Raw genomic sequence first — 17123 nt, 5'->3', positions numbered from 1 at the left:
CGTCGATCAGCGATAGACCGGGAAACGCTTGGTCAGCTCGGCGACCTGCGCGCGCACGCGCTCGATCGTCGCTGCATCTTCCGGATTGTCCAGCACGTCCGCGATCAGGTTGCCCACCTGCTCCGCTTCCGCCGGACCGAAGCCGCGCGTCGTCATCGCCGGCGAACCCAGGCGCACGCCGCTCGTCACGAACGGCTTTTCCGGATCGTTCGGGATCGCGTTCTTGTTCACCGTGATGTGCGCCGCGCCCAGTGCCGCTTCCGCTGCCTTGCCCGTGATGTTCTTCGCACGCAGGTCCACCAGCATCACGTGGCTTTCCGTGCGGCCCGACACGATCCGCAGGCCGCGCTTCACCAGCGTTTCAGCCAGCACGCGGGCGTTCTCGACCACCTTCTCCTGGTACGCCTTGAACTCCGGCGACAGCGCTTCCTTGAACGCCACCGCCTTGCCCGCGATCACGTGCATCAGCGGGCCGCCCTGGATCCCCGGGAAGATCGCCGAGTTGATCGGCTTCTCGTACTCGGCCTTCATCAGGATCACGCCGCCGCGCGGGCCGCGCAGGCTCTTGTGCGTCGTCGTCGTCACGAAATCCGCGTGCGGCACCGGGTTCGGGTACACGCCCGCCGCGATCAGGCCGGCGTAGTGGGCCATGTCGACCATCAGGTACGCACCGACCGACTTCGCGATCTTCGCCAGACGCTCGAAATCGATCTTCAGCGAGAACGCCGACGCACCCGCGACGATCAGCTTCGGCTTGTGTTCCTGCGCGAGCTTCTCGGCGGCTTCGTAGTCGATGTCTTCGTTTTCGTTCAGGCCGTAGCTCACCACGTTGAACCACTTGCCCGACATGTTCACCGGCGAGCCGTGCGTCAGGTGGCCGCCGTGCGCGAGGCTCATGCCCATGATCGTGTCGCCCGGCTTGAGCATCGCGAAGAACACGCCCTGGTTCGCCTGCGAACCCGAGTTCGGCTGCACGTTCGCGGCTTCCGCGCCGAACAGCTGCTTCACGCGGTCGATCGCCAGCTGCTCGACCACATCCACGTATTCGCAGCCGCCGTAGTAGCGCTTGCCCGGATACCCTTCGGCGTACTTGTTCGTGAGTTGCGAACCCTGCGCGGCCATCACGGCCGGGCTCGTGTAGTTTTCCGACGCGATCAGCTCGATGTGATCTTCCTGGCGGCGGTTTTCCTGCTCGATCGCGGCAAAGATTTCGGGATCGACGTTCGCAATGGTGCTTTGGGCTCTGTCAAACATACGGTTTCCGTTAAGTGTGTACAGGTTGACCGGAGCGGCCGAGTACGGTGCGCTGCTGGCGGGACCAGCTCGACGTGGCGGAAGAATCCGTATGACGCGAGGCAGGACAGCCACCGGCGATGCACGCGACGGCGCACAACGGCTGCCCAGGCGAACGGCAAAAACGGCGCCCCGCGCTTCACGGTGGGATGCTCCACCTTGAACCCGAAGGGTTCTATCGCCAGTCACGCAGGGGTGATGAGCGCGTTAGTGTATTGGATGCGTCATGAATAGGCAACCGCACGGCGGTGCGCCGGAAGCAATTGGGGCCAGACTCTACGCGCCCGTGCGGGAACGCTGTGCCGCCTTGCCGCGGTGCGGCAATCTCAGTAGGCTTGCGGGATACCACTCGCTATTTTGTCATTCACCAGGAGCAGCAATGATCGTGTTCGTCACAGGCGCGTCCGCCGGCTTCGGCGCCGCCATCGCCCGTGCCTTCGTCAAGGGAGGCCACCGCGTCGTCGCGACCGCGCGCCGCAAGGATCGTCTCGATGCGCTCGCCGCCGAACTCGGCGATTCCCTTCTGCCGCTCGAGCTCGACGTACGCGATCGCGCGGCCGTCGAGGCCGTGCCGGCCGCCCTTCCCGCCGAATTCGCGGCGCTCGACGTGCTCGTCAACAACGCCGGCCTCGCGCTCGGCGTCGAGCCGGCCCAAAAGGCCAGTCTCGACGAATGGCACACGATGATCGACACGAACTGCACGGGCCTCGTCACGGTCACGCACGCGCTGCTGCCCGGCATGATCGATCGCGGCCGCGGCCACATCTTCAATCTCGGCTCGGTCGCGGGTTCGTACCCTTATGCGGGCGGCAACGTCTACGGCGCGACCAAGGCTTTCGTCAGACAATTCAGCCTGAACCTGCGCGCCGACCTGCTCGGCACGCCGCTGCGCGTCACCGACATCGAGCCTGGCCTGTGCGGCGGCACCGAATTCTCGAACGTCCGCTATCGCGGCGACGACGCCAAAGCGGCGAACGTCTACAACAATGTCCAGCCGCTGATGCCCGAGGACATCGCCGACACGATCTACTGGATCGCGACCCGCCCGGCGCATGTCAACGTCAACACGATCGAGCTGATGCCGATCGCGCAAGCTCCCGGCGGCCCGACCGTCCACCGCGGCTGAAGCCACGCGGGCCAGCCCCCTCCGGGCCGGCCCGCGGTGTGCTACGACATACTACATTCCGTTACGAATCGGTTACGAATCAGGCCCTTGCCTTCCGGTAGAATGCGCGCCATGACCCAGCCTACCCGCTCCCCGGAAGCGCCGTCCGGCTTCATCTGGCCGGTGCGCGTGTACTACGAGGATACCGACGCAGGCGGCATCGTCTTCTATGCCAACTACCTGAAGTTCTTCGAACGCGCCCGCACCGAGTGGCTGCGCGCATGCGGCATCGACCAGCGCCAGCTCGCCGACGACACCGACGCGATCTTCGTCGTCCGCAGCACGTCGCTCGACTACCGCGCCCCGGCGCGACTCGACGACACGCTGGCGATCACGAGCCGGCCCGGCCGCATCGGCCGCGCGTCGGTGGAATTCGCGCAGGAAGCCTGGTGCGGAGACACGCTGCTCGTGGCCGGGCACATCCGTCTCGGCTGCGTCGACCGTACCGGCATCCGGCCAGCGGCCATCCCGCCGGCCGTGCTCGACGCGCTGCAGCGCGGGCCCGTCATCGACGACGGGCAGACTGCACTGTCAACGAAGCTCGCATGAGCGCCGTTTAGACAAAGCCTATGAACTTGCCTTTCTGATTCGATACTAAGCAAGGTTCGGCGCCAGGCATGGCCGGCGCGCCGCGCCACACGCATACCGGGCGCCCCGAAGGGACGTTACTCAAACCTCTATGAACACTTCTCAAGACCTGTCGATCATTTCCCTCGTCCTCAACGCGAGCGTGCTGGCCCAGGCCGTGATGGGGCTGCTGTTGCTGCTGTCGCTGATGTCGTGGACCTTCATCTTCCGCAAGTGGTTTGCGATCCGCCGCGCGCGCGCGCAGACCGAACGCTTCGAGAAGGATTTCTGGTCGGGCGGCGACCTGCAGGCGCTGTACCAGAGCGCAGCCAACAACCGCCACACGATCGGCGCACTCGAGCGGATCTTCGAATCGGGCATGCGCGAATTCCTGAAGGCGAAGGAAAAACGCATCAGCGATCCGGGCCTCGTGCTCGACGGTGCGCGCCGCGCGATGCGCGCGTCGTTCCAGCGTGAAATGGACGTGCTCGAAGCGAACCTCGCGTTCCTCGCATCGGTCGGCTCGGTCAGCCCGTACATCGGTCTGTTCGGCACGGTCTGGGGGATCATGAACTCGTTCCGCGGCCTCGCGAACGTGCAGCAGGCCACGCTCGCCAACGTCGCACCTGGCATCGCCGAGGCGCTCGTCGCCACCGCGATCGGCCTGTTCGCCGCGATTCCGGCGGTGGTCGCGTACAACCGCTACGCGCACGACATCGACCGCCTCGCGATCCGCTTCGAGACCTTCATCGAAGAGTTCTCGAACATCCTGCAGCGTCAGGCCCAGTAAGGAGCGCGCCATGGCAGGAAGCCCCATCCGATCCAGCATGCGCGGCGGCCGCTCGCGCCGCGCAATGGCCGACATCAACGTCGTGCCGTACATCGACGTGATGCTGGTGCTGCTCGTGATCTTCATGGTCACCGCACCGCTCGTCGCCCCGTCGATCATCAACCTGCCGACCGTCGGCAACGCCGCGCCGCAGGAGCAGACGCCGCCCGTCGTCGTCAACATCAAGGCCGATCGCACGATGAGCGTCAAGTACAAGGGCGACTCGGGCGCGACCCAAGAAGACACGATGACGAAGGCCGAGCTCGACAGCTTCATCGTGGCCCGGCAGGCTGACCATCCCGACCAGCCGGTCGTGATCGCGGCCGACAAGACGGTGCAGTACGATGCCGTCATGACCGTGATGTCCGATCTGAAGGCGCGCGGCGTCAAGCGCGTCGGCCTCCTCGTCAAATCGCAATGAACCGGCAGCAATCCACGCGCAGCTCCGCCTACCCGCCTCAGCCTCCCCGCGAGCGCGGCACCTGGCGCGCATTCGCGCTCGCCGCGCTGATGCACGTGCTGCTCGCGCTGTTCCTGTATCACGGCGTGCAGTGGCAGAACAGCACGCCGGCCGGCGCCGAAGCCGAGCTGTGGACCGAGGTGCCCGATGTCCCGGCTCCGCGGCCCGTTGTCACACCCGCACCGCCCGTGAAGGTCGCGCCGCCCCCTCCCCCGGTGCGCGACGAGCAGGCCGACATCGCGCTGCAGCAGAAGAAGCGGCAGCAGGAAGCGGCCGCGCGTGAAGCACTGCTCGAGCAGCAGCGCCGCGCGCAGCAACTGAAGGCCCAGCAGGAAGAGGAAGCCCGGCGCGCACAGCTCGCGGCGCAGGCAGCCGCACTCGCCGCGCAGAAGGCCGCGGAACGCGACAAGCAAAAGCAGGCCGACAAGCTCAAGCAACAGCAGCTCGCCGAGCAGCAGAAGCTCGAACAGCAGAAACTCCAGCAGCAGAAGCAGGCGCAACTCGAAGCGCAGCAGGCGGCGAAGGCGAAGGCCGACGCGGCCGCGAAGGCAAAGGCGGAAGCCCAGGCCAAGGCGAAGGCCGAAGCCACGGCGCGCGCGAAGGCCAATGCGGCAGCGAACGCGAAGCTCGACCGCGAGCGCAGCGCACGCCTGGCACAGATGCAGGGCCTGTCCGGCGCCGGTGAAGGCGGCGGCGAAGGCCTCGCGAAAAGCGGCACGGGCACGGGCTCAGGCGGCAATGCCGCGACGCCCGGCTATGCCGACAAGGTGCGCCGCCGCGTCAAACCGAACATCGTTTGGGGCGGTGAGCGTGCAGGCCTGACCACCGTCGTCAAGATTCGGTGCACGCCGTCCGGTGACGTATTGAGCGCATCGGTTTCCCGCTCCAGCGGGAATTCGGGGTGGGATCAAGCCGTGGTGAGTGCAATCCACGCGTCGGTCCCGTTGCCGCCCGATTCTAACGGTCGTACCCCGTCGGACATTACGATTACCTTCAAGGCGGCGGAGTGAAAAGAATTGCGCTTACACTCCGGGCGTCGCTGTCGGACGGGAACGAATCGGGTATTTTTACTGTCTCTGCCGTTGCGCAGCGATCCAAGCCATACGGGAAGCAAGAAGCATGAGTTTGATGACAAAGCTAGGTTTCAGGGCACTCGTGGCCTCGTGTCTGATTACGGCGGGCAGCGCCGCTAACGCCCAGGTCAACGTGCTGATCACCGGTGTCGGGTCGACCCAGTTCCCCATCGCCACGGCGAATTTCGCGAATGAGGCGAACCTGCCGCAGCAGGTCACGTCGATCGTCCGCGCCGACCTCGCCCGCAGCGGCAAATTCACCAACATCGACGCCGGCAGCACGCCCGTGCCGGAGAGCGCATCGGTCGATCTCGGCGCATGGAAGGCCAAGGGCGCGAATGCGTTCGTCGCCGGCAGCGTGAACCGCGAGGCGAACGGCCAGTACAAGGTCAACTTCATCCTGTACGACACCGTGAAGCAGCAAAGCCTCGGCGGCCTGTCCCTGACGGCCACCGACACCACGCTGCGCACGGCCGGCCACAAGATCGCCGACTACATCTACCAGAAGCTGCTCGGCGTGCGCGGCGTGTTCGCCACGCGCCTGTCGTACGTGATCAAGACCGGTAACCGCTACCAGTTGCAGATCTCGGATTCGGACGGCCAGAACGCGCGCATCGCGCTGTCGAGCACCGAACCGATCATCTCGCCGTCCTGGTCGCCGAGCGGCACGAAGGTCGCGTATGTCTCGTTCGAGCGCAAGAAGCCGATCGTCTACATCCACGACCTGCCGACCGGCCGTCGCTATATCGTCTCCGACCAGAAGGGCAACAACAGCGCACCGGCCTGGTCGCCGGACAGCAACACGCTGGCCGTCGCGCTGTCGCTGACGGGTAACACGCAAATCTATACGGTCAACTCGACGGGCGGCGGCCTGCGCCGCCTCACGCAGAGCAGCTCGATCGACACCGAGCCGTTCTACTCGCCGGACGGCCGCTGGATCTACTTCACGAGCGATCGCGGCGGCGCGCCGCAGATCTACCGGATGCCGGCACAGGGCGAAAGCGCCGGCGCCGCGCAGCGCGTGACTTTCACCGGCAGCTACAACACGAGTCCGCGCATCAGCCCGGACGGCAAGCTGCTCGCTTACATCTCCCGCACGGGCGGGGGCTTCAAGCTGTACGTTCAGGATCTGCAGTCCGGCGCGGCGAACGCCATCACGAATACGAATCGCGACGAATCGCCGAGCTTCGCGGCAAACGGCCAGTACCTTCTGTACGCTACCCAGTCGGGTGGTCGCAATGTTCTGGCAGCAGTGCCCTCGGACGGCAGCGCGCCGCCGCAAATCCTGTCCGTCCAGGGCGGCTCCGTACGTGAGCCGTCGTGGGGGCCCTTCATGCAATGACCACAAGGAGAGTAAACATGATGTCGAATAAAGCTCGTCTGGCCCTGGCCGTGATGATGATCAGCGCGCTCGCAGCGTGCAAGTCGGGCGTGAAGCTCGACGACAAGGCGAATGCCGGCGGTGCGGTCAGCACGCAGCCGAGCGCCGACAACGTCGCGCAAGTGAACGTCGATCCGCTGAACGACCCGAACAGCCCGCTCGCGAAGCGCAGCATCTACTTCGACTTCGACAGCTATTCGGTGAAGGACGAGTACCAGCCGCTGATGCAGCAGCACGCTCAGTACCTGAAGAGCCACCCGCAGCGCCACGTGCTGATCCAGGGCAACACCGACGAACGCGGCACGAGCGAGTACAACCTCGCGCTGGGCCAGAAGCGTGCGGAAGCGGTCCGTCGTGCGATGGCACTGCTCGGCGTGAACGATTCGCAAATGGAAGCCGTGAGCCTCGGCAAGGAAAAGCCGCAGGCAGCGGGTCACGACGAAGCATCGTGGGCGCAGAACCGTCGCGCCGACCTCGTCTACCAACAGTAAGTAACGGAAGAATCGCCGTATGACGCACCGTGTATCCCTGCTGCGCGTTGCCGCAGCATTCTGCGTCGCCGGCGCGGCGTGGTCGGCCGCGCCGGCGCACGCCGGCGTGTTCGACGACAACGAAGCGCGCCGCGCCGTGCTCGATCTGCGCAGCAAAACCGACAATCTGGCGAGCCAGTTGTCCGCCGCCCAGCGTACGATCCTCGATCAATCCGGCCGTCTCGACCAGCTGAACCAGCAGGTCGCGACGCTGCGCGGCGAGAACGAGGACCTGACGAACCGGCTGACGACGCTCGAGCGGCAGCAGAAGGAGTACTACCAGGATCTCGACACGCGGCTCAAGAAGTTCGAGCCGCAGCAGGCGACGATCGATGGTGTCGAAGGCACCGTGCAGCCGGGTGAAACGGATGCGCTCAATGCGGCGCAGCAGCAGTTCCGCAACGGCAACTTCAAGGCGGCCGCGGCTTCGTTCCGCGCGTTCATCGCGAAGTATCCGCAGAGCCCCTACCAGCCGACCGCGCAGTACTGGTATGGCAATGCGCAATACGCGCTGCGCGACTACCGCGGTTCGACTGCAACGTGGCAAGGGATCGTCAGCAAGTTCCCGCAGCATCCGCGCGCAGCCGACGCGCTGGTGGCAATCGGCACGAACCAGCTCGAACAAGGCCAGAAGGCGGCCGCGAAGAAGACGTTCGAGCAGGTCGTGTCGCAGTACGCCGGGTCGAATGCAGCGCAGACCGCGCAGGGCAAGATCGAGTCGATCAAATAGTTATCGCGGCGGGTTGTTGACAGCCTGACAATCCGTCGCTATAATCTTTTGCTCTTTGGGTCGTTGCCCAAGTTGTTGAAGCAACGAACCAACAGGTTTCAAGAACGTGGGGTGGTAACTCAGTTGGTTAGAGTATCTGACTTTTAATCAGAGAGTCGAGGGTTCGAGTCCCTCCCACCCTACCAACTATCTTCGATAGTGCAAATCAAAGCCTCCCAAGTGGAGGCTTTTTTGCGTCTGTCGCATCCGTATCGAAGCGCGGCATCCCGGTGATGTCTGCGACACACTCAGCCGCACTCTCCCTACTCCGCCACCGGACACCCGCCCGTGCGTCAGCGCACGCTCACGTCGCGCAGCACGCCACCATATCCCGTGTACAGATTGCTCTCGGGCAGCAACTGCCGCTGCACAAGCTGCCGATGCACGACCGGCAGGTGATGGAACGGCATCCGCGCGAACAGGTGATGTTCGATATGAAAATGAATCGCGTGCGGTCCGAACAGGAACGTCTGCCACGAACGCCGGACGATCGTGCGCGCGTTGCGGCTCTGGTCGGCACCGGCCGGCAGCCCCGCATGCTCGAAGATCGCGCGCACCTGCCCGGCGAGCGGCAGCAGTGTGACGGACGGCACGATCCACAACGTGACGTACAGCAGCGGATGTCCGGCCCATGCGAGCGCGCCGAACAGCACACCGTTGCCGGCCAGCATCGACGCGACTTCCCACGCGACATACGCGCGCGACTTCCCGACCTTCGGCAACGCATGCGCAAACTCGCCGCGGGCGAGCTTCACGACGCTCGTCACGTAGCCGATCCCGCATGCGTATGCGAGCAGGCGGCCGATCAGCCGCCCGCGCGTCACCGGATAGTCGTGCACGCCGAACAGCAGCGCGACGGGATCGTCCGCCTCCATCGGTGCGCGATGGTGCTTCAGATGGCCGGCACGATACGTTCGCAGCGACAGCCACAGCGGGCCGGCCGCGAACAGTTGGCCCAGCGCGTCGTTGACGCGCCGGGTCCGCGCCAGCAAACCGTGCGCGCCTTCGTGCATCATGACCGCGAGCGCAAGCTGGCTGCGCGCGATCACGATCGCGGCCAACGCGTACACGAGCGGATGCGCAAACGCGATTGCAACCGCGAACGCGACGGCAATCATCAGCCAGTCGCCTGCCAACGCCGCACCCACACGCAATGCGCTCACGCGAAACAGCGCGGGATCGGGCACGAACCGAGCAAGCTCGGCATTCGGCCCGGCATGATGAACAAGGGCATCCGTCACACGAACCTCCCGCCCAGCGATCGCCGCTCGACCCACAGCGCACTGACCATCGCGAGCGCCACGCCGCCCAGCACATCGACGACCGTATGCTGCTTGAGCGTCAGCGTCGACGCGCAGATCAGCAGGCCGACCGCCGCGGTCACGAGCCGTCGACGGTCCGTCAGCATCCGGCAGGCGAGGCAGGTCACCGCGACATGCAGGCTCGGAAAACCATTGGCCGCGAGATCGAGCTGCCACATGCGTGCGAGACGGTGACGCACGAACGTATTGCCGATCTCCGCGACGTCGGGCCGCGGCACCGCTTCGGGAAACAGCAGGAAGCACACGACACCGAGCACGAACGCGATCAGCACGGCCTCCTTGAACGCGGCGAACGCGGGCGGCCGCGCATATGCGGCAAGCGCGATCACGAACGGAAAGAAGCCGACATAGACGAACCACGACCATGCGGTGAACGGAATCCGCGCATCGATCGACGAGGCAAACACGAAGCGCGGCGTGACGCTGCGCTCCAGCAGAAAGAAGATCGCGAGGCCGGCTGCCATGCCGAACGTCGCGGCCAGCATCTGCCGGATATCCGGCCGGCGATCGTCACGAAACGACAGCGAACTCATCGTGGTGCCGGCGCCTCGCATCGCGTCTCCGTATCGGCCACCTTCGCATGCGGACGCAACGCGAGGAGGCGCGACGTCCATGCGTCGACGCGCGCACGCGCATGCTCGCGGCCGGCGATCGTTCCTGCCTGCGTACCGGGATGGCGCATCAGCTCGGCGGCAGCCTGCCCGACGTCCCGCTGGAACACGGCCGCGTCGCCGCGCCACGTGACGACGCGATGCAGGAGTTGCAGTTGCGCGGCGCGCGCGGCGTTGCTCGCCTGCTCGGGCTGGTCGGACTGCACGAGCAGGATCGGGCGCTGATACACGCGTGCGATCGACAGCGCGGCCATGCCGGGCGCCGACACGATCAGCGGCGCATGGGCGGCGCGCGTCACCCAGTCGGCGTCGACCCCGGTCCAGCCGTCGTGTCCGGCGTAGCCCTCGCCCACGCGATGGATGGCGAGCCCCGCGTCGCGCAGGCCGACCGACAATGCATCGGCGAGCGCGATATCGCGAAAGTGCGGGTTCAGATAAATGGCGGCTGCAGCCGGTTCCGAAGCGGGTTGCCCGGCGACGATCGGCACTGGCGTCGGCAGTCGATAATGCGCGCACGACCGCCGGACGTCATCGGCGGCATCGTACGCAAAATCGTGTTCGATGCAGCACCGCGCCGAATCGATCTGCCAGTCGACGATCCGTGCAAATGCACGCGCCAGTGCGCGCGGCAGCCGTGCATCGAAATTCGCGGTCAACGCGCGGCGCAGGCTGCCGCCATACACGTGGACGATGCGGCGCCGCCAGCCCGGCATCGCCCCCATGAACAGCAGCGCCGGATGAAACGAGTCGTTGATCACGAGATCGGCATCGCGGACGATCGCACGCAACCGCGCGATGTCTCGCAGCATGCGCGTCGGTCTGAACACGTAGTGCGCGACATTGCGATCGGTCGCGTCGCGCAGCATGTTCTGGCGTTCGTCGAACTGCACCGCGTAGTGATGGGACAGCATGGCCGCGTCGATGTCGAATGCAGCCAGGAACGCCTGCCCCGCCTCGGACGTCGTCAGCACGTCGACCTGCGCGCCGGCCGCACGCAGCGCATGTACAAGCAGTTGCGCGCGCATCAGGTGGCCGCGTGCGTCGGCCGTCGCGAGATAGACGATGCGCGGCATCATGCGCGCGGACGAAGCGACTGGAACCAGCCGGCCGCGACCATCGCCAGCGCGCCCGTCACGCCGAAACCGGCCTCGATCGCGCGGATCTCGTTCAGCAACGCGGCGAGATGCGCCGCCTCGGACGGTGCAACCAGACGGCGCAGCGTGTCCGAGCAGAGCCGGACATGCCGTGTCTCGTCGGCGAGCACGCGCGAGAGCAGCGGATACAACGGATGGGCATCGCCGATCGTCGCGCAGTGACGCGCGAGCACGCGCATCGCCATCTGTTCCGCGCAAAGGCCCGTCGCATAGGCCGGCACGAGTACGCCTTGCGAGAAATGCGGCGCATGGCGCTGCGCGAGCCGACGCCATCGCATGATCTTGCGCCGGCTCAACCAGTCAGGCTCATGCGATGCAGTCGACGGCGCGACGCCGCGCTCGCGCAGCGCATCGGCGAATGCAGCCGCGTGGCGACGCTCGTCCGCGAGGTGCTGCTCGATCCGCGGCGCAAGCCAATCCGGCGGCTGTCCGGTCCAGTCCTCGTGCAATGCGCACTCGGTCGCTTCCTCGCCGATCAGGTACATGCGCAGCACCCAGCGCTCGCCATGTACGCTGCGATGCAACCGCCGGATCGCCGCCCGCTTGAGGCGATCGACGAGGTACGCGCGCACCCGCGCCGCGCCGCGCGGCACCGGCGCCTCGATACATTCGAAGCGTGCATCGTGCGCTGCCTGCGGCGACGCCGGCAGTTCGCCTGCCGCGCTCATGCCGGCTCGCCTCGTGCAGACGCGGATTTCGTCGCAGCCGCCGCAGCGCCAGCCGGATCGCGACGCCATCCGAGGATCAGGCCGATGAAACTTTCCTGCATGAATGCGTGCGCGGATGCGGCTGCCCCCGCAAATGCTTCCTCGCGGCCGTTGACGCGCAGATAGCCGTTGCCGTCATGCGCGCCGAATTCGATCCGGTCGTTCTTCCTGAAGCCGCGCGTGAGCACGTCCTTCACCAGCGCACTGCCGTCGAGGCCGAACAGGAACAGCTCGCGCCGGGCGACCCACACCGGGATGTGATTGCTCAGCGCATCGAAGCGAATCGTCCACGTGCCGGTTGCGAGTGCGCGATCGACGTCGGCATCGTGCGGCGCGTTCGATGCAAAGCTCGCACGCGCGACCGACTTCGTCAGGCCGCCGACGCCGAGCCCAATCGTGATGTCGTCCGCGAACGGCTGCTTCGGATCGGTCGCACTCACCTTCACGAGATGCCGCGCGAGCCGCGATGCAAGCGACGGATGCGCGAACAGCGCCAGCGTTTCGTCTGGCGTGAGTACGTCACGCTCGCCCTCGCCTTCCTTCACACGCACGCGATACGGATCGATCCGAACGTCGGTGAACGTGCCGTGCACGGGCGCATGAACGTACACGTCGCGGTCCCATTTCGCGCCGTCGCGACGCAGCAGCACGTGCACGCTCAGCGGCACGCGCCGGCCTTCGCCGTCGACGCCCGTGCCCTGCAGCAGCACGTCGCCGAGCACGTCCTTCGTGCGGCGCGTCGCATCGCTCGAGAAGACGATCGCGTGCGCATCGGTATCGATGCTCGCGTGAACGTCCGGCGCATCGAGCGCGACGCGATTGCAGTCCGCGGCGGCCGCGTTCGCGAACGGGCAGCCGCTTTGCGATGCGAAGTGGTAGATCCCGCGCCCCGCATGGTCGACCGGCGCGGCATGGGCGCCAGCGCTGGCGACAAACAGGGCGAGGCAGGCAACACGGGTGGCGAGCGTGGACATGGTCGTTGTCAGGATGGGTGCAGGGGGTCGGCGTGTCGTGGCCGCGCGTGATGCGCGGCGCCGGTTCAATGACGGTGATAGGACAGCGCGTCGAGATCGCGCCGGGCCGATGCATGCCCGGTGAGACCGAAACCGCGTGCGAGCGCGCCGAGCGTATCGATGGCGGACGCCGCGATCGTGACGCCGACGGCCGCGAGATAGCGGACGACGCCTAGCTGCGGCAACTGCTGATGATTCAGCGCGCGCAGGCTGTAGCCGAGCCGCATCGCCATCACGCAGAACGGGCCGAGCGGGCCGCTGCGGCCGAGCCACTGCCAGCCGCGCGGCAGGTACGCGTTCACGAGATACGGCGTCAGGCCGACGCTGTCCTCGCCGCGCATCCAGCGCAGCTTCAGCGATTCGCGTTGCGTGTCCGGCAGCCGATGTTCGGTGTGCGCGGCCGGTGCGAACTCGACGGCCACGCCGGCTGCCTGCATCCGCAGCCCCATCACCTGGCAATGCGCGCGATAGACGCCGTCCAGCGGCTCGTAGCGGAATTGCGCGAACACGTCGCGCCGGAACGCAACGTTGTTCGCGTAGAAATTGCGCGTCGCACCGTCACGCAGCGGGCTCGGGAAATACATGAAATCGATCGACGTCAGCGCGACGCCGAGCACGTTCGGCGCATAGCTGGTACGCCCCGCCACCGCCGCAGGCGCGTCGCCGGCGTCGCGCGCGAACGGCGCGAGCAGATGCTCGAGCCAGTCGTCGGCCGGCCGGCAATCGGCATCGCCGAACACGACGATGTCGCAGCGGGCCGCGTCGACCCGGTCGAACCCGTCGTTCTTCGCATCGTAGTAGCCGGTGCTCGCGCCGATCTCGACGAAGTCGATCGGGCGGCCGGCCAGCGCGGCGATCTCCTGGCACGCATCGGCCGGCAGCCCGTCGTGCGTGATGATCCATTGCGCGAGCGCCGCAGGCGGCACGGTCTGCTTCGACAGCGCCGAGACGAGACGCTTCAGGCTGTCGACGGCCTGCACGAGCCCCGCGCCGCCGCGCAGGTTGTTCGTCTCGAGCACGAGCGCTGCCCGCGCCGCCACGGCGCGAGCAGCCGCGCGGGTGTGCCGCGTGGTTTCTGTGAAGTCTGGCATCCGGAATATCTCCATCGTCATGCGCACCGGCATGGATGAAACGAATGGGCGGGAAGCCCGCGGCGCATCGGCGAATGCGGGTCGCCCGCGCCCGTCGTCGCAAAACGGGCGGCCTGGACGGCGCCCGCTTCGCGTGCCGTCACTCCTGGACGGACGGCGCCGATTCGGCGTCGGGATAGCGCGGCTTCGCGTTCTGCAAGTCACGCGTGTTCTTCTGCACGGCCACGGAACCGAACAGCGCGAGCACGAACGACATCGCGTAGAAGCCCTTCTCGCTCAACTGCAGCGTTGCGTTGAAGAGGCCGACGACCAGCAGCGCGATCGACAGCAGCAGCGCGATCCAGCTGAGGCCGTAGTAGATGCCGGTGACGGGAATGCCTTCCGCGCGGTCGCGGACGCTCTTCTGCAGCGAGATGGCCGCATACAGACCGAACACCAGCACGGTGAAGTAATAGCCCTTCTCGTTGAGCTGCATGCCGGCGTTCCACAGACCGATCAGGAATGCCGCGAAACCGGCGAGCAGCGCGGCCCACGACGCGGCCACGAACGCGAACGACGGCTGCTGGATGGTGGTCTGGTTCATTGCTTTGCCCTCTCTTTCTTTTTGTTCGAAATCGTTTTCGTTGAACTGCGTTTCGCGCATGGTAGCAGCTTTGGCGCGTGCCACGACAGCGTCGCTTGCAGTCTTACATGCCGCGCTGCGCCCGCCGCCAGCGTCCCGGCGTCGTGCCGAGCACGGCTCGAAACGCCTTGCCGAAGGCGGCCTCGGACTGGTAGCCGACCGCCTGGCCGATTTCCGCCTGCCCGCGCTGCGTATCCTGCAGCAGCGCGCACGCGTGCATCATCCGGATCTGCGCGACGAACGCGCCGACGCTCATCCCGGCCCGCTCGCGGAAATGGCGTGCGTATGTCGCGCGCGACATCGCGGAGGCGTCGCCGAGCGACTCGACCGTCCACGGTTTTTCCGGCGCCTGCAGCACGGCCTGGATCGACGGGCCGAGCCGCGCGTCGGCCGCCAGCGCCAGCCAGCCGGACGGCACGCGCGCACCGCGACCGTAGGCGCGCAGGGCGTACGCGAGCAGCGCCTGGCCGAGCGCGTTCACGATCGCGCCGGCGCCTGGCTGCCCGTTCGACGCCTCGGTGCGCAGCACGCTCGTCAGCAGTTGCAGCGGCGCGAACCCCGACGCCTCGCGCAACCCGACATGCAGCACGTGCGGCAGCGTGCGCATCAGCAATTCGCCTGCGCCGCGCGCATAGACGAACCGCCCGCACAGCAGGTCCACGCTCGCGCCGCCTGGTTCGGCCGGATCGAGATTCGACTTGACCGGCAATACCGCGCCGCCGCCGGCGCCCTGTTCCCGCAGCGCCGTAGCCGGGCGCGACCGGCTGGCCCCTGCGTCGAGCAGATCGTGCGCGCCACCCGCGGGCAGCAGCACGAAATCGCCGTCGGCGAGCTGCAGCGTGCGCCCGTCCGCCGTACGCAGCCGGCAGGTTCCGGCCAGCACCAGGTGAAACGCCGCCTCGCCGGACGGCAGCGGGTCGTGCGGCATCGCGAACGGCCCGTCGAGCAGGCATCGCACGTCGAGCTCGACATGGCTGCGGCCCAGCGACAGGAGTTGACTCAACGCATCCATGAGACGATCGCGCTAAAAATTGACACTCTAGCGTATCGAAACCCTCAGCGCGAGCGATCAGAATAGCCCTGCATCGCCCGAGATCGCGGCCCCCGCCGCCCTCCTCACCCCAACTCGAAAGGACGCATCATGCTGAACTGGAACGAATACCGGAAGGAACTCTCGACGCGCATCGGCGAGATCGCCAAGCTGTCGCCCGATACGCTGGCCGGCTACAAGGCGCTGTCAGGCGCCGGCGCCAAGACGGGCCATCTCGACGCGAAGACGCGCGAACTGATCGCGCTCGCGGTCGCCGTCACGACGCGCTGCGACGGCTGTATCGCCGTGCACACCGCGGAAGCGGCCAAGCATGGCGCGACCAAGGAGGAAGTGGCGGAAGCGCTCGGCGTCGCGATTGCGCTGAACGCGGGTGCGGCGCTCGTCTATTCAGCGCGTGTGATGGACGCGCTCGGCGAGTGAACCTGGCGGCCGCAGCGCCGCCGTCAGGCGGTGGCGCCCGGCCGCATTGGCCGCATGGGCTGCATGGCCGCCCGGTTGCGCATCGCGCATCCGGAGGGGCGCCCGATGTATGAAGATTGGCCAGCTTACCTGCCCGAATGACTGGCCGCGTGCGCCCAGGCACGGATGCGCCGCGAAGTCGGCTACCATGCTGCGAACGATCCATCGTGAAGGAGCGCTCCATGTGCCGCTGGCTCGCCTATACGGGTAATCCGATTCATCTCGAGACTGTCCTGTTCCGCGCGAAGCATTCGCTGATCGACCAGAGCCTGCATTCGGAGCTGGGGGCGACGACCACCAACGGCGACGGCTTCGGCATCGGCTGGTACGGGCGCCCCGACGAACTCCCGTTCCGCTACCGCTCCGTGCATCCCGCGTGGAACGACCGCAACCTGCGCGAAGCCGCACGCGCGATCCGCTCGCGGATGTTCATCGCGCACATCCGCGCGGCCACCGACACCCCCGTGCAGGAAACCAACTGCCACCCGTTCCGCCACGGCCGCTGGCTGTTCGCGCACAACGGGCTGATCCGCGATTTTCACAAGCTGCGCCGCGACCTGACGATGAAGGTCGATCCCGCGCTGTTCCCGACGCTCGAAGGCTCGACCGACTCCGAACTGATGTTCCGCCTCGCGCTGACCTACGGCCTCGAGCAGACGCCGCTGCCGGCGCTCGAGCGGATGGTCGGCGTGGTCGAGGAAAGCGCCGCGCGGCATCGCGTGGCCGACCCGCTCAACATGACGATCTGCGCGACCGACGGCGAACGGATCATCGCGGTGCGCTATTCGAGCGAACGGCAGTCGCGCTCGCTGTTCCACAGTACGTCGTTCAAGCACCTGCACGAGCTGTATCCGCACAACCCGCGCATCGCCGAAGCCGGCGACGACGCGTTCATGGTCGTGTCCGAGCCACTCGTCGACTTGCGGGGCGCGTGGGAGGAAGTGCCGGAGAGCATGGCGATCGTCGCGCAGGGCGGCGATGTGCAGCAGCGGCCGTTCGGGCCGCGGCACAAGTAGCGCGGCGGGC

At 66.8% G+C, this 17123-nt stretch carries 19 protein-coding genes, 1 tRNA gene and 1 riboswitch; of the genes, 11 read left to right on the top strand and 9 right to left on the bottom strand.

Annotation, left to right across the window (positions count from 1 at the left end; genetic code table 11):
- Positions 1 to 6 precede the first annotated feature (6 nt).
- On the bottom strand, positions 7 to 1254 hold the full coding sequence (glyA, locus tag LGM56_RS10240) for a serine hydroxymethyltransferase (protein WP_021157166.1): 1248 nt from the start codon (positions 1252 to 1254) through the stop codon (positions 7 to 9).
- A gap of 137 nt (positions 1255 to 1391) precedes the next feature.
- Positions 1392 to 1492: riboswitch (ZMP/ZTP riboswitch) on the bottom strand.
- Between the two features lie 180 nt (positions 1493 to 1672).
- Between glyA and LGM56_RS10235 the strand changes: the two genes are divergently transcribed.
- The 9 genes from LGM56_RS10235 to LGM56_RS10195 all read left to right on the top strand — a co-directional run bounded on the left by LGM56_RS10235 (position 1673) and on the right by LGM56_RS10195 (position 8213).
- Complete coding sequence (locus tag LGM56_RS10235) at positions 1673 to 2419, top strand: SDR family NAD(P)-dependent oxidoreductase (RefSeq protein ID WP_089445009.1); 747 nt, start codon at positions 1673 to 1675, stop codon at positions 2417 to 2419.
- A 102-nt stretch (positions 2420 to 2521) separates the two neighbouring features.
- Positions 2522 to 3007, top strand: a complete 486-nt coding sequence (ybgC, locus tag LGM56_RS10230) for a tol-pal system-associated acyl-CoA thioesterase (protein ID WP_089439317.1) — start codon at positions 2522 to 2524, stop codon at positions 3005 to 3007.
- A 130-nt stretch (positions 3008 to 3137) separates the two neighbouring features.
- A complete protein-coding gene (tolQ, locus tag LGM56_RS10225) occupies positions 3138 to 3815 on the top strand; it encodes a protein TolQ (protein WP_021157170.1) in 678 nt (225 codons plus the stop codon).
- A gap of 10 nt (positions 3816 to 3825) precedes the next feature.
- On the top strand, positions 3826 to 4275 hold the full coding sequence (gene tolR, locus LGM56_RS10220) for a protein TolR (protein ID WP_011351075.1): 450 nt from the start codon (positions 3826 to 3828) through the stop codon (positions 4273 to 4275).
- The gene (gene tolA / locus LGM56_RS10215; protein ID WP_089494168.1) at positions 4272 to 5324 is read left to right on the top strand and encodes a cell envelope integrity protein TolA; all 1053 of its coding nucleotides are present in this window, start codon (positions 4272 to 4274) and stop codon (positions 5322 to 5324) included. The genes tolR and tolA overlap by 4 nt, the downstream gene beginning before the upstream one ends.
- Positions 5325 to 5433: 109 nt before the next feature.
- Positions 5434 to 6729: a Tol-Pal system beta propeller repeat protein TolB gene (gene tolB, locus LGM56_RS10210; protein WP_043189432.1), complete on the top strand. Its 1296-nt coding sequence runs from the start codon at positions 5434 to 5436 to the stop codon at positions 6727 to 6729.
- Positions 6730 to 6746: 17 nt separating this feature from the next.
- Positions 6747 to 7259 (top strand): peptidoglycan-associated lipoprotein Pal, encoded by a 513-nt coding sequence (gene pal, locus LGM56_RS10205; RefSeq protein WP_089424598.1) that lies wholly within the window; start codon positions 6747 to 6749, stop codon positions 7257 to 7259.
- A 19-nt stretch (positions 7260 to 7278) separates the two neighbouring features.
- Entirely contained in the window at positions 7279 to 8028 is a 750-nt protein-coding gene (gene ybgF, locus LGM56_RS10200) for a tol-pal system protein YbgF (RefSeq protein ID WP_071333989.1), read from the top strand.
- 108 nt (positions 8029 to 8136) lie between these two features.
- Positions 8137 to 8213 (top strand) — tRNA-Lys (locus LGM56_RS10195).
- 147 nt (positions 8214 to 8360) lie between these two features.
- On the opposite strand, the gene LGM56_RS10190 is transcribed toward LGM56_RS10195, so the two are convergent.
- The 8 genes from LGM56_RS10190 to LGM56_RS10155 all read right to left on the bottom strand — a co-directional run bounded on the left by LGM56_RS10190 (position 8361) and on the right by LGM56_RS10155 (position 15599).
- Positions 8361 to 9308: a fatty acid desaturase family protein gene (locus tag LGM56_RS10190; protein WP_226204437.1), complete on the bottom strand. Its 948-nt coding sequence runs from the start codon at positions 9306 to 9308 to the stop codon at positions 8361 to 8363.
- The gene (locus LGM56_RS10185) at positions 9305 to 9943 is read right to left on the bottom strand and encodes a phosphatase PAP2 family protein (RefSeq protein WP_226204435.1); all 639 of its coding nucleotides are present in this window, start codon (positions 9941 to 9943) and stop codon (positions 9305 to 9307) included. The genes LGM56_RS10190 and LGM56_RS10185 overlap by 4 nt, the downstream gene beginning before the upstream one ends.
- Positions 9919 to 11076, bottom strand: a complete 1158-nt coding sequence (locus LGM56_RS10180; protein WP_226204432.1) for a hypothetical protein — start codon at positions 11074 to 11076, stop codon at positions 9919 to 9921. The genes LGM56_RS10185 and LGM56_RS10180 overlap by 25 nt, the downstream gene beginning before the upstream one ends.
- Positions 11073 to 11822, bottom strand: a complete 750-nt coding sequence (locus LGM56_RS10175) for a hypothetical protein (protein ID WP_226204430.1) — start codon at positions 11820 to 11822, stop codon at positions 11073 to 11075. The genes LGM56_RS10180 and LGM56_RS10175 overlap by 4 nt, the downstream gene beginning before the upstream one ends.
- On the bottom strand, positions 11819 to 12835 hold the full coding sequence (locus LGM56_RS10170) for a hypothetical protein (RefSeq protein ID WP_226204428.1): 1017 nt from the start codon (positions 12833 to 12835) through the stop codon (positions 11819 to 11821). The genes LGM56_RS10175 and LGM56_RS10170 overlap by 4 nt, the downstream gene beginning before the upstream one ends.
- A gap of 65 nt (positions 12836 to 12900) precedes the next feature.
- Positions 12901 to 13965 (bottom strand): glycosyltransferase, encoded by a 1065-nt coding sequence (locus tag LGM56_RS10165; protein WP_226204426.1) that lies wholly within the window; start codon positions 13963 to 13965, stop codon positions 12901 to 12903.
- A gap of 139 nt (positions 13966 to 14104) precedes the next feature.
- Positions 14105 to 14548, bottom strand: a complete 444-nt coding sequence (gene yiaA / locus LGM56_RS10160) for an inner membrane protein YiaA (protein WP_069249222.1) — start codon at positions 14546 to 14548, stop codon at positions 14105 to 14107.
- Between the two features lie 103 nt (positions 14549 to 14651).
- Positions 14652 to 15599 (bottom strand): cupin domain-containing protein, encoded by a 948-nt coding sequence (locus LGM56_RS10155; RefSeq protein ID WP_226204424.1) that lies wholly within the window; start codon positions 15597 to 15599, stop codon positions 14652 to 14654.
- 129 nt (positions 15600 to 15728) lie between these two features.
- Between LGM56_RS10155 and LGM56_RS10150 the strand changes: the two genes are divergently transcribed.
- Together LGM56_RS10150 and LGM56_RS10145 are read left to right on the top strand one after the other, a co-directional pair.
- On the top strand, positions 15729 to 16058 hold the full coding sequence (locus tag LGM56_RS10150) for a carboxymuconolactone decarboxylase family protein (RefSeq protein ID WP_011351062.1): 330 nt from the start codon (positions 15729 to 15731) through the stop codon (positions 16056 to 16058).
- A 221-nt stretch (positions 16059 to 16279) separates the two neighbouring features.
- Positions 16280 to 17113, top strand: a complete 834-nt coding sequence (locus LGM56_RS10145; RefSeq protein ID WP_226204422.1) for a class II glutamine amidotransferase — start codon at positions 16280 to 16282, stop codon at positions 17111 to 17113.
- The last annotated feature ends 10 nt before the right edge of the window (positions 17114 to 17123 follow it).

Source organism: Burkholderia sp. AU38729 (assembly GCF_020419725.1).
Classification (GTDB): domain Bacteria; phylum Pseudomonadota; class Gammaproteobacteria; order Burkholderiales; family Burkholderiaceae; genus Burkholderia.
This window is presented reverse-complemented; position numbering and strand designations above follow the sequence as displayed.

Coding starts and splice junctions, on each gene's coding strand:
- LGM56_RS10165 (WP_226204426.1), bottom strand. CDS start 13,965: ATGCCAGACTTCACAGAAACCACGCGGCACACCCGCGCGGCTGCTCGC.
- tolQ (WP_021157170.1), top strand. CDS start 3,138: ATGAACACTTCTCAAGACCTGTCGATCATTTCCCTCGTCCTCAACGCG.
- LGM56_RS10145 (WP_226204422.1), top strand. CDS start 16,280: ATGTGCCGCTGGCTCGCCTATACGGGTAATCCGATTCATCTCGAGACT.
- LGM56_RS10185 (WP_226204435.1), bottom strand. CDS start 9,943: ATGCGAGGCGCCGGCACCACGATGAGTTCGCTGTCGTTTCGTGACGAT.
- LGM56_RS10235 (WP_089445009.1), top strand. CDS start 1,673: ATGATCGTGTTCGTCACAGGCGCGTCCGCCGGCTTCGGCGCCGCCATC.
- tolB (WP_043189432.1), top strand. CDS start 5,434: ATGAGTTTGATGACAAAGCTAGGTTTCAGGGCACTCGTGGCCTCGTGT.
- LGM56_RS10150 (WP_011351062.1), top strand. CDS start 15,729: ATGCTGAACTGGAACGAATACCGGAAGGAACTCTCGACGCGCATCGGC.
- LGM56_RS10155 (WP_226204424.1), bottom strand. CDS start 15,599: ATGGATGCGTTGAGTCAACTCCTGTCGCTGGGCCGCAGCCATGTCGAG.
- glyA (WP_021157166.1), bottom strand. CDS start 1,254: ATGTTTGACAGAGCCCAAAGCACCATTGCGAACGTCGATCCCGAAATC.
- tolA (WP_089494168.1), top strand. CDS start 4,272: ATGAACCGGCAGCAATCCACGCGCAGCTCCGCCTACCCGCCTCAGCCT.
- yiaA (WP_069249222.1), bottom strand. CDS start 14,548: ATGAACCAGACCACCATCCAGCAGCCGTCGTTCGCGTTCGTGGCCGCG.
- tolR (WP_011351075.1), top strand. CDS start 3,826: ATGGCAGGAAGCCCCATCCGATCCAGCATGCGCGGCGGCCGCTCGCGC.
- ybgC (WP_089439317.1), top strand. CDS start 2,522: ATGCGCGCCATGACCCAGCCTACCCGCTCCCCGGAAGCGCCGTCCGGC.
- LGM56_RS10180 (WP_226204432.1), bottom strand. CDS start 11,076: ATGATGCCGCGCATCGTCTATCTCGCGACGGCCGACGCACGCGGCCAC.
- ybgF (WP_071333989.1), top strand. CDS start 7,279: ATGACGCACCGTGTATCCCTGCTGCGCGTTGCCGCAGCATTCTGCGTC.
- pal (WP_089424598.1), top strand. CDS start 6,747: ATGATGTCGAATAAAGCTCGTCTGGCCCTGGCCGTGATGATGATCAGC.
- LGM56_RS10175 (WP_226204430.1), bottom strand. CDS start 11,822: ATGAGCGCGGCAGGCGAACTGCCGGCGTCGCCGCAGGCAGCGCACGAT.
- LGM56_RS10170 (WP_226204428.1), bottom strand. CDS start 12,835: ATGTCCACGCTCGCCACCCGTGTTGCCTGCCTCGCCCTGTTTGTCGCC.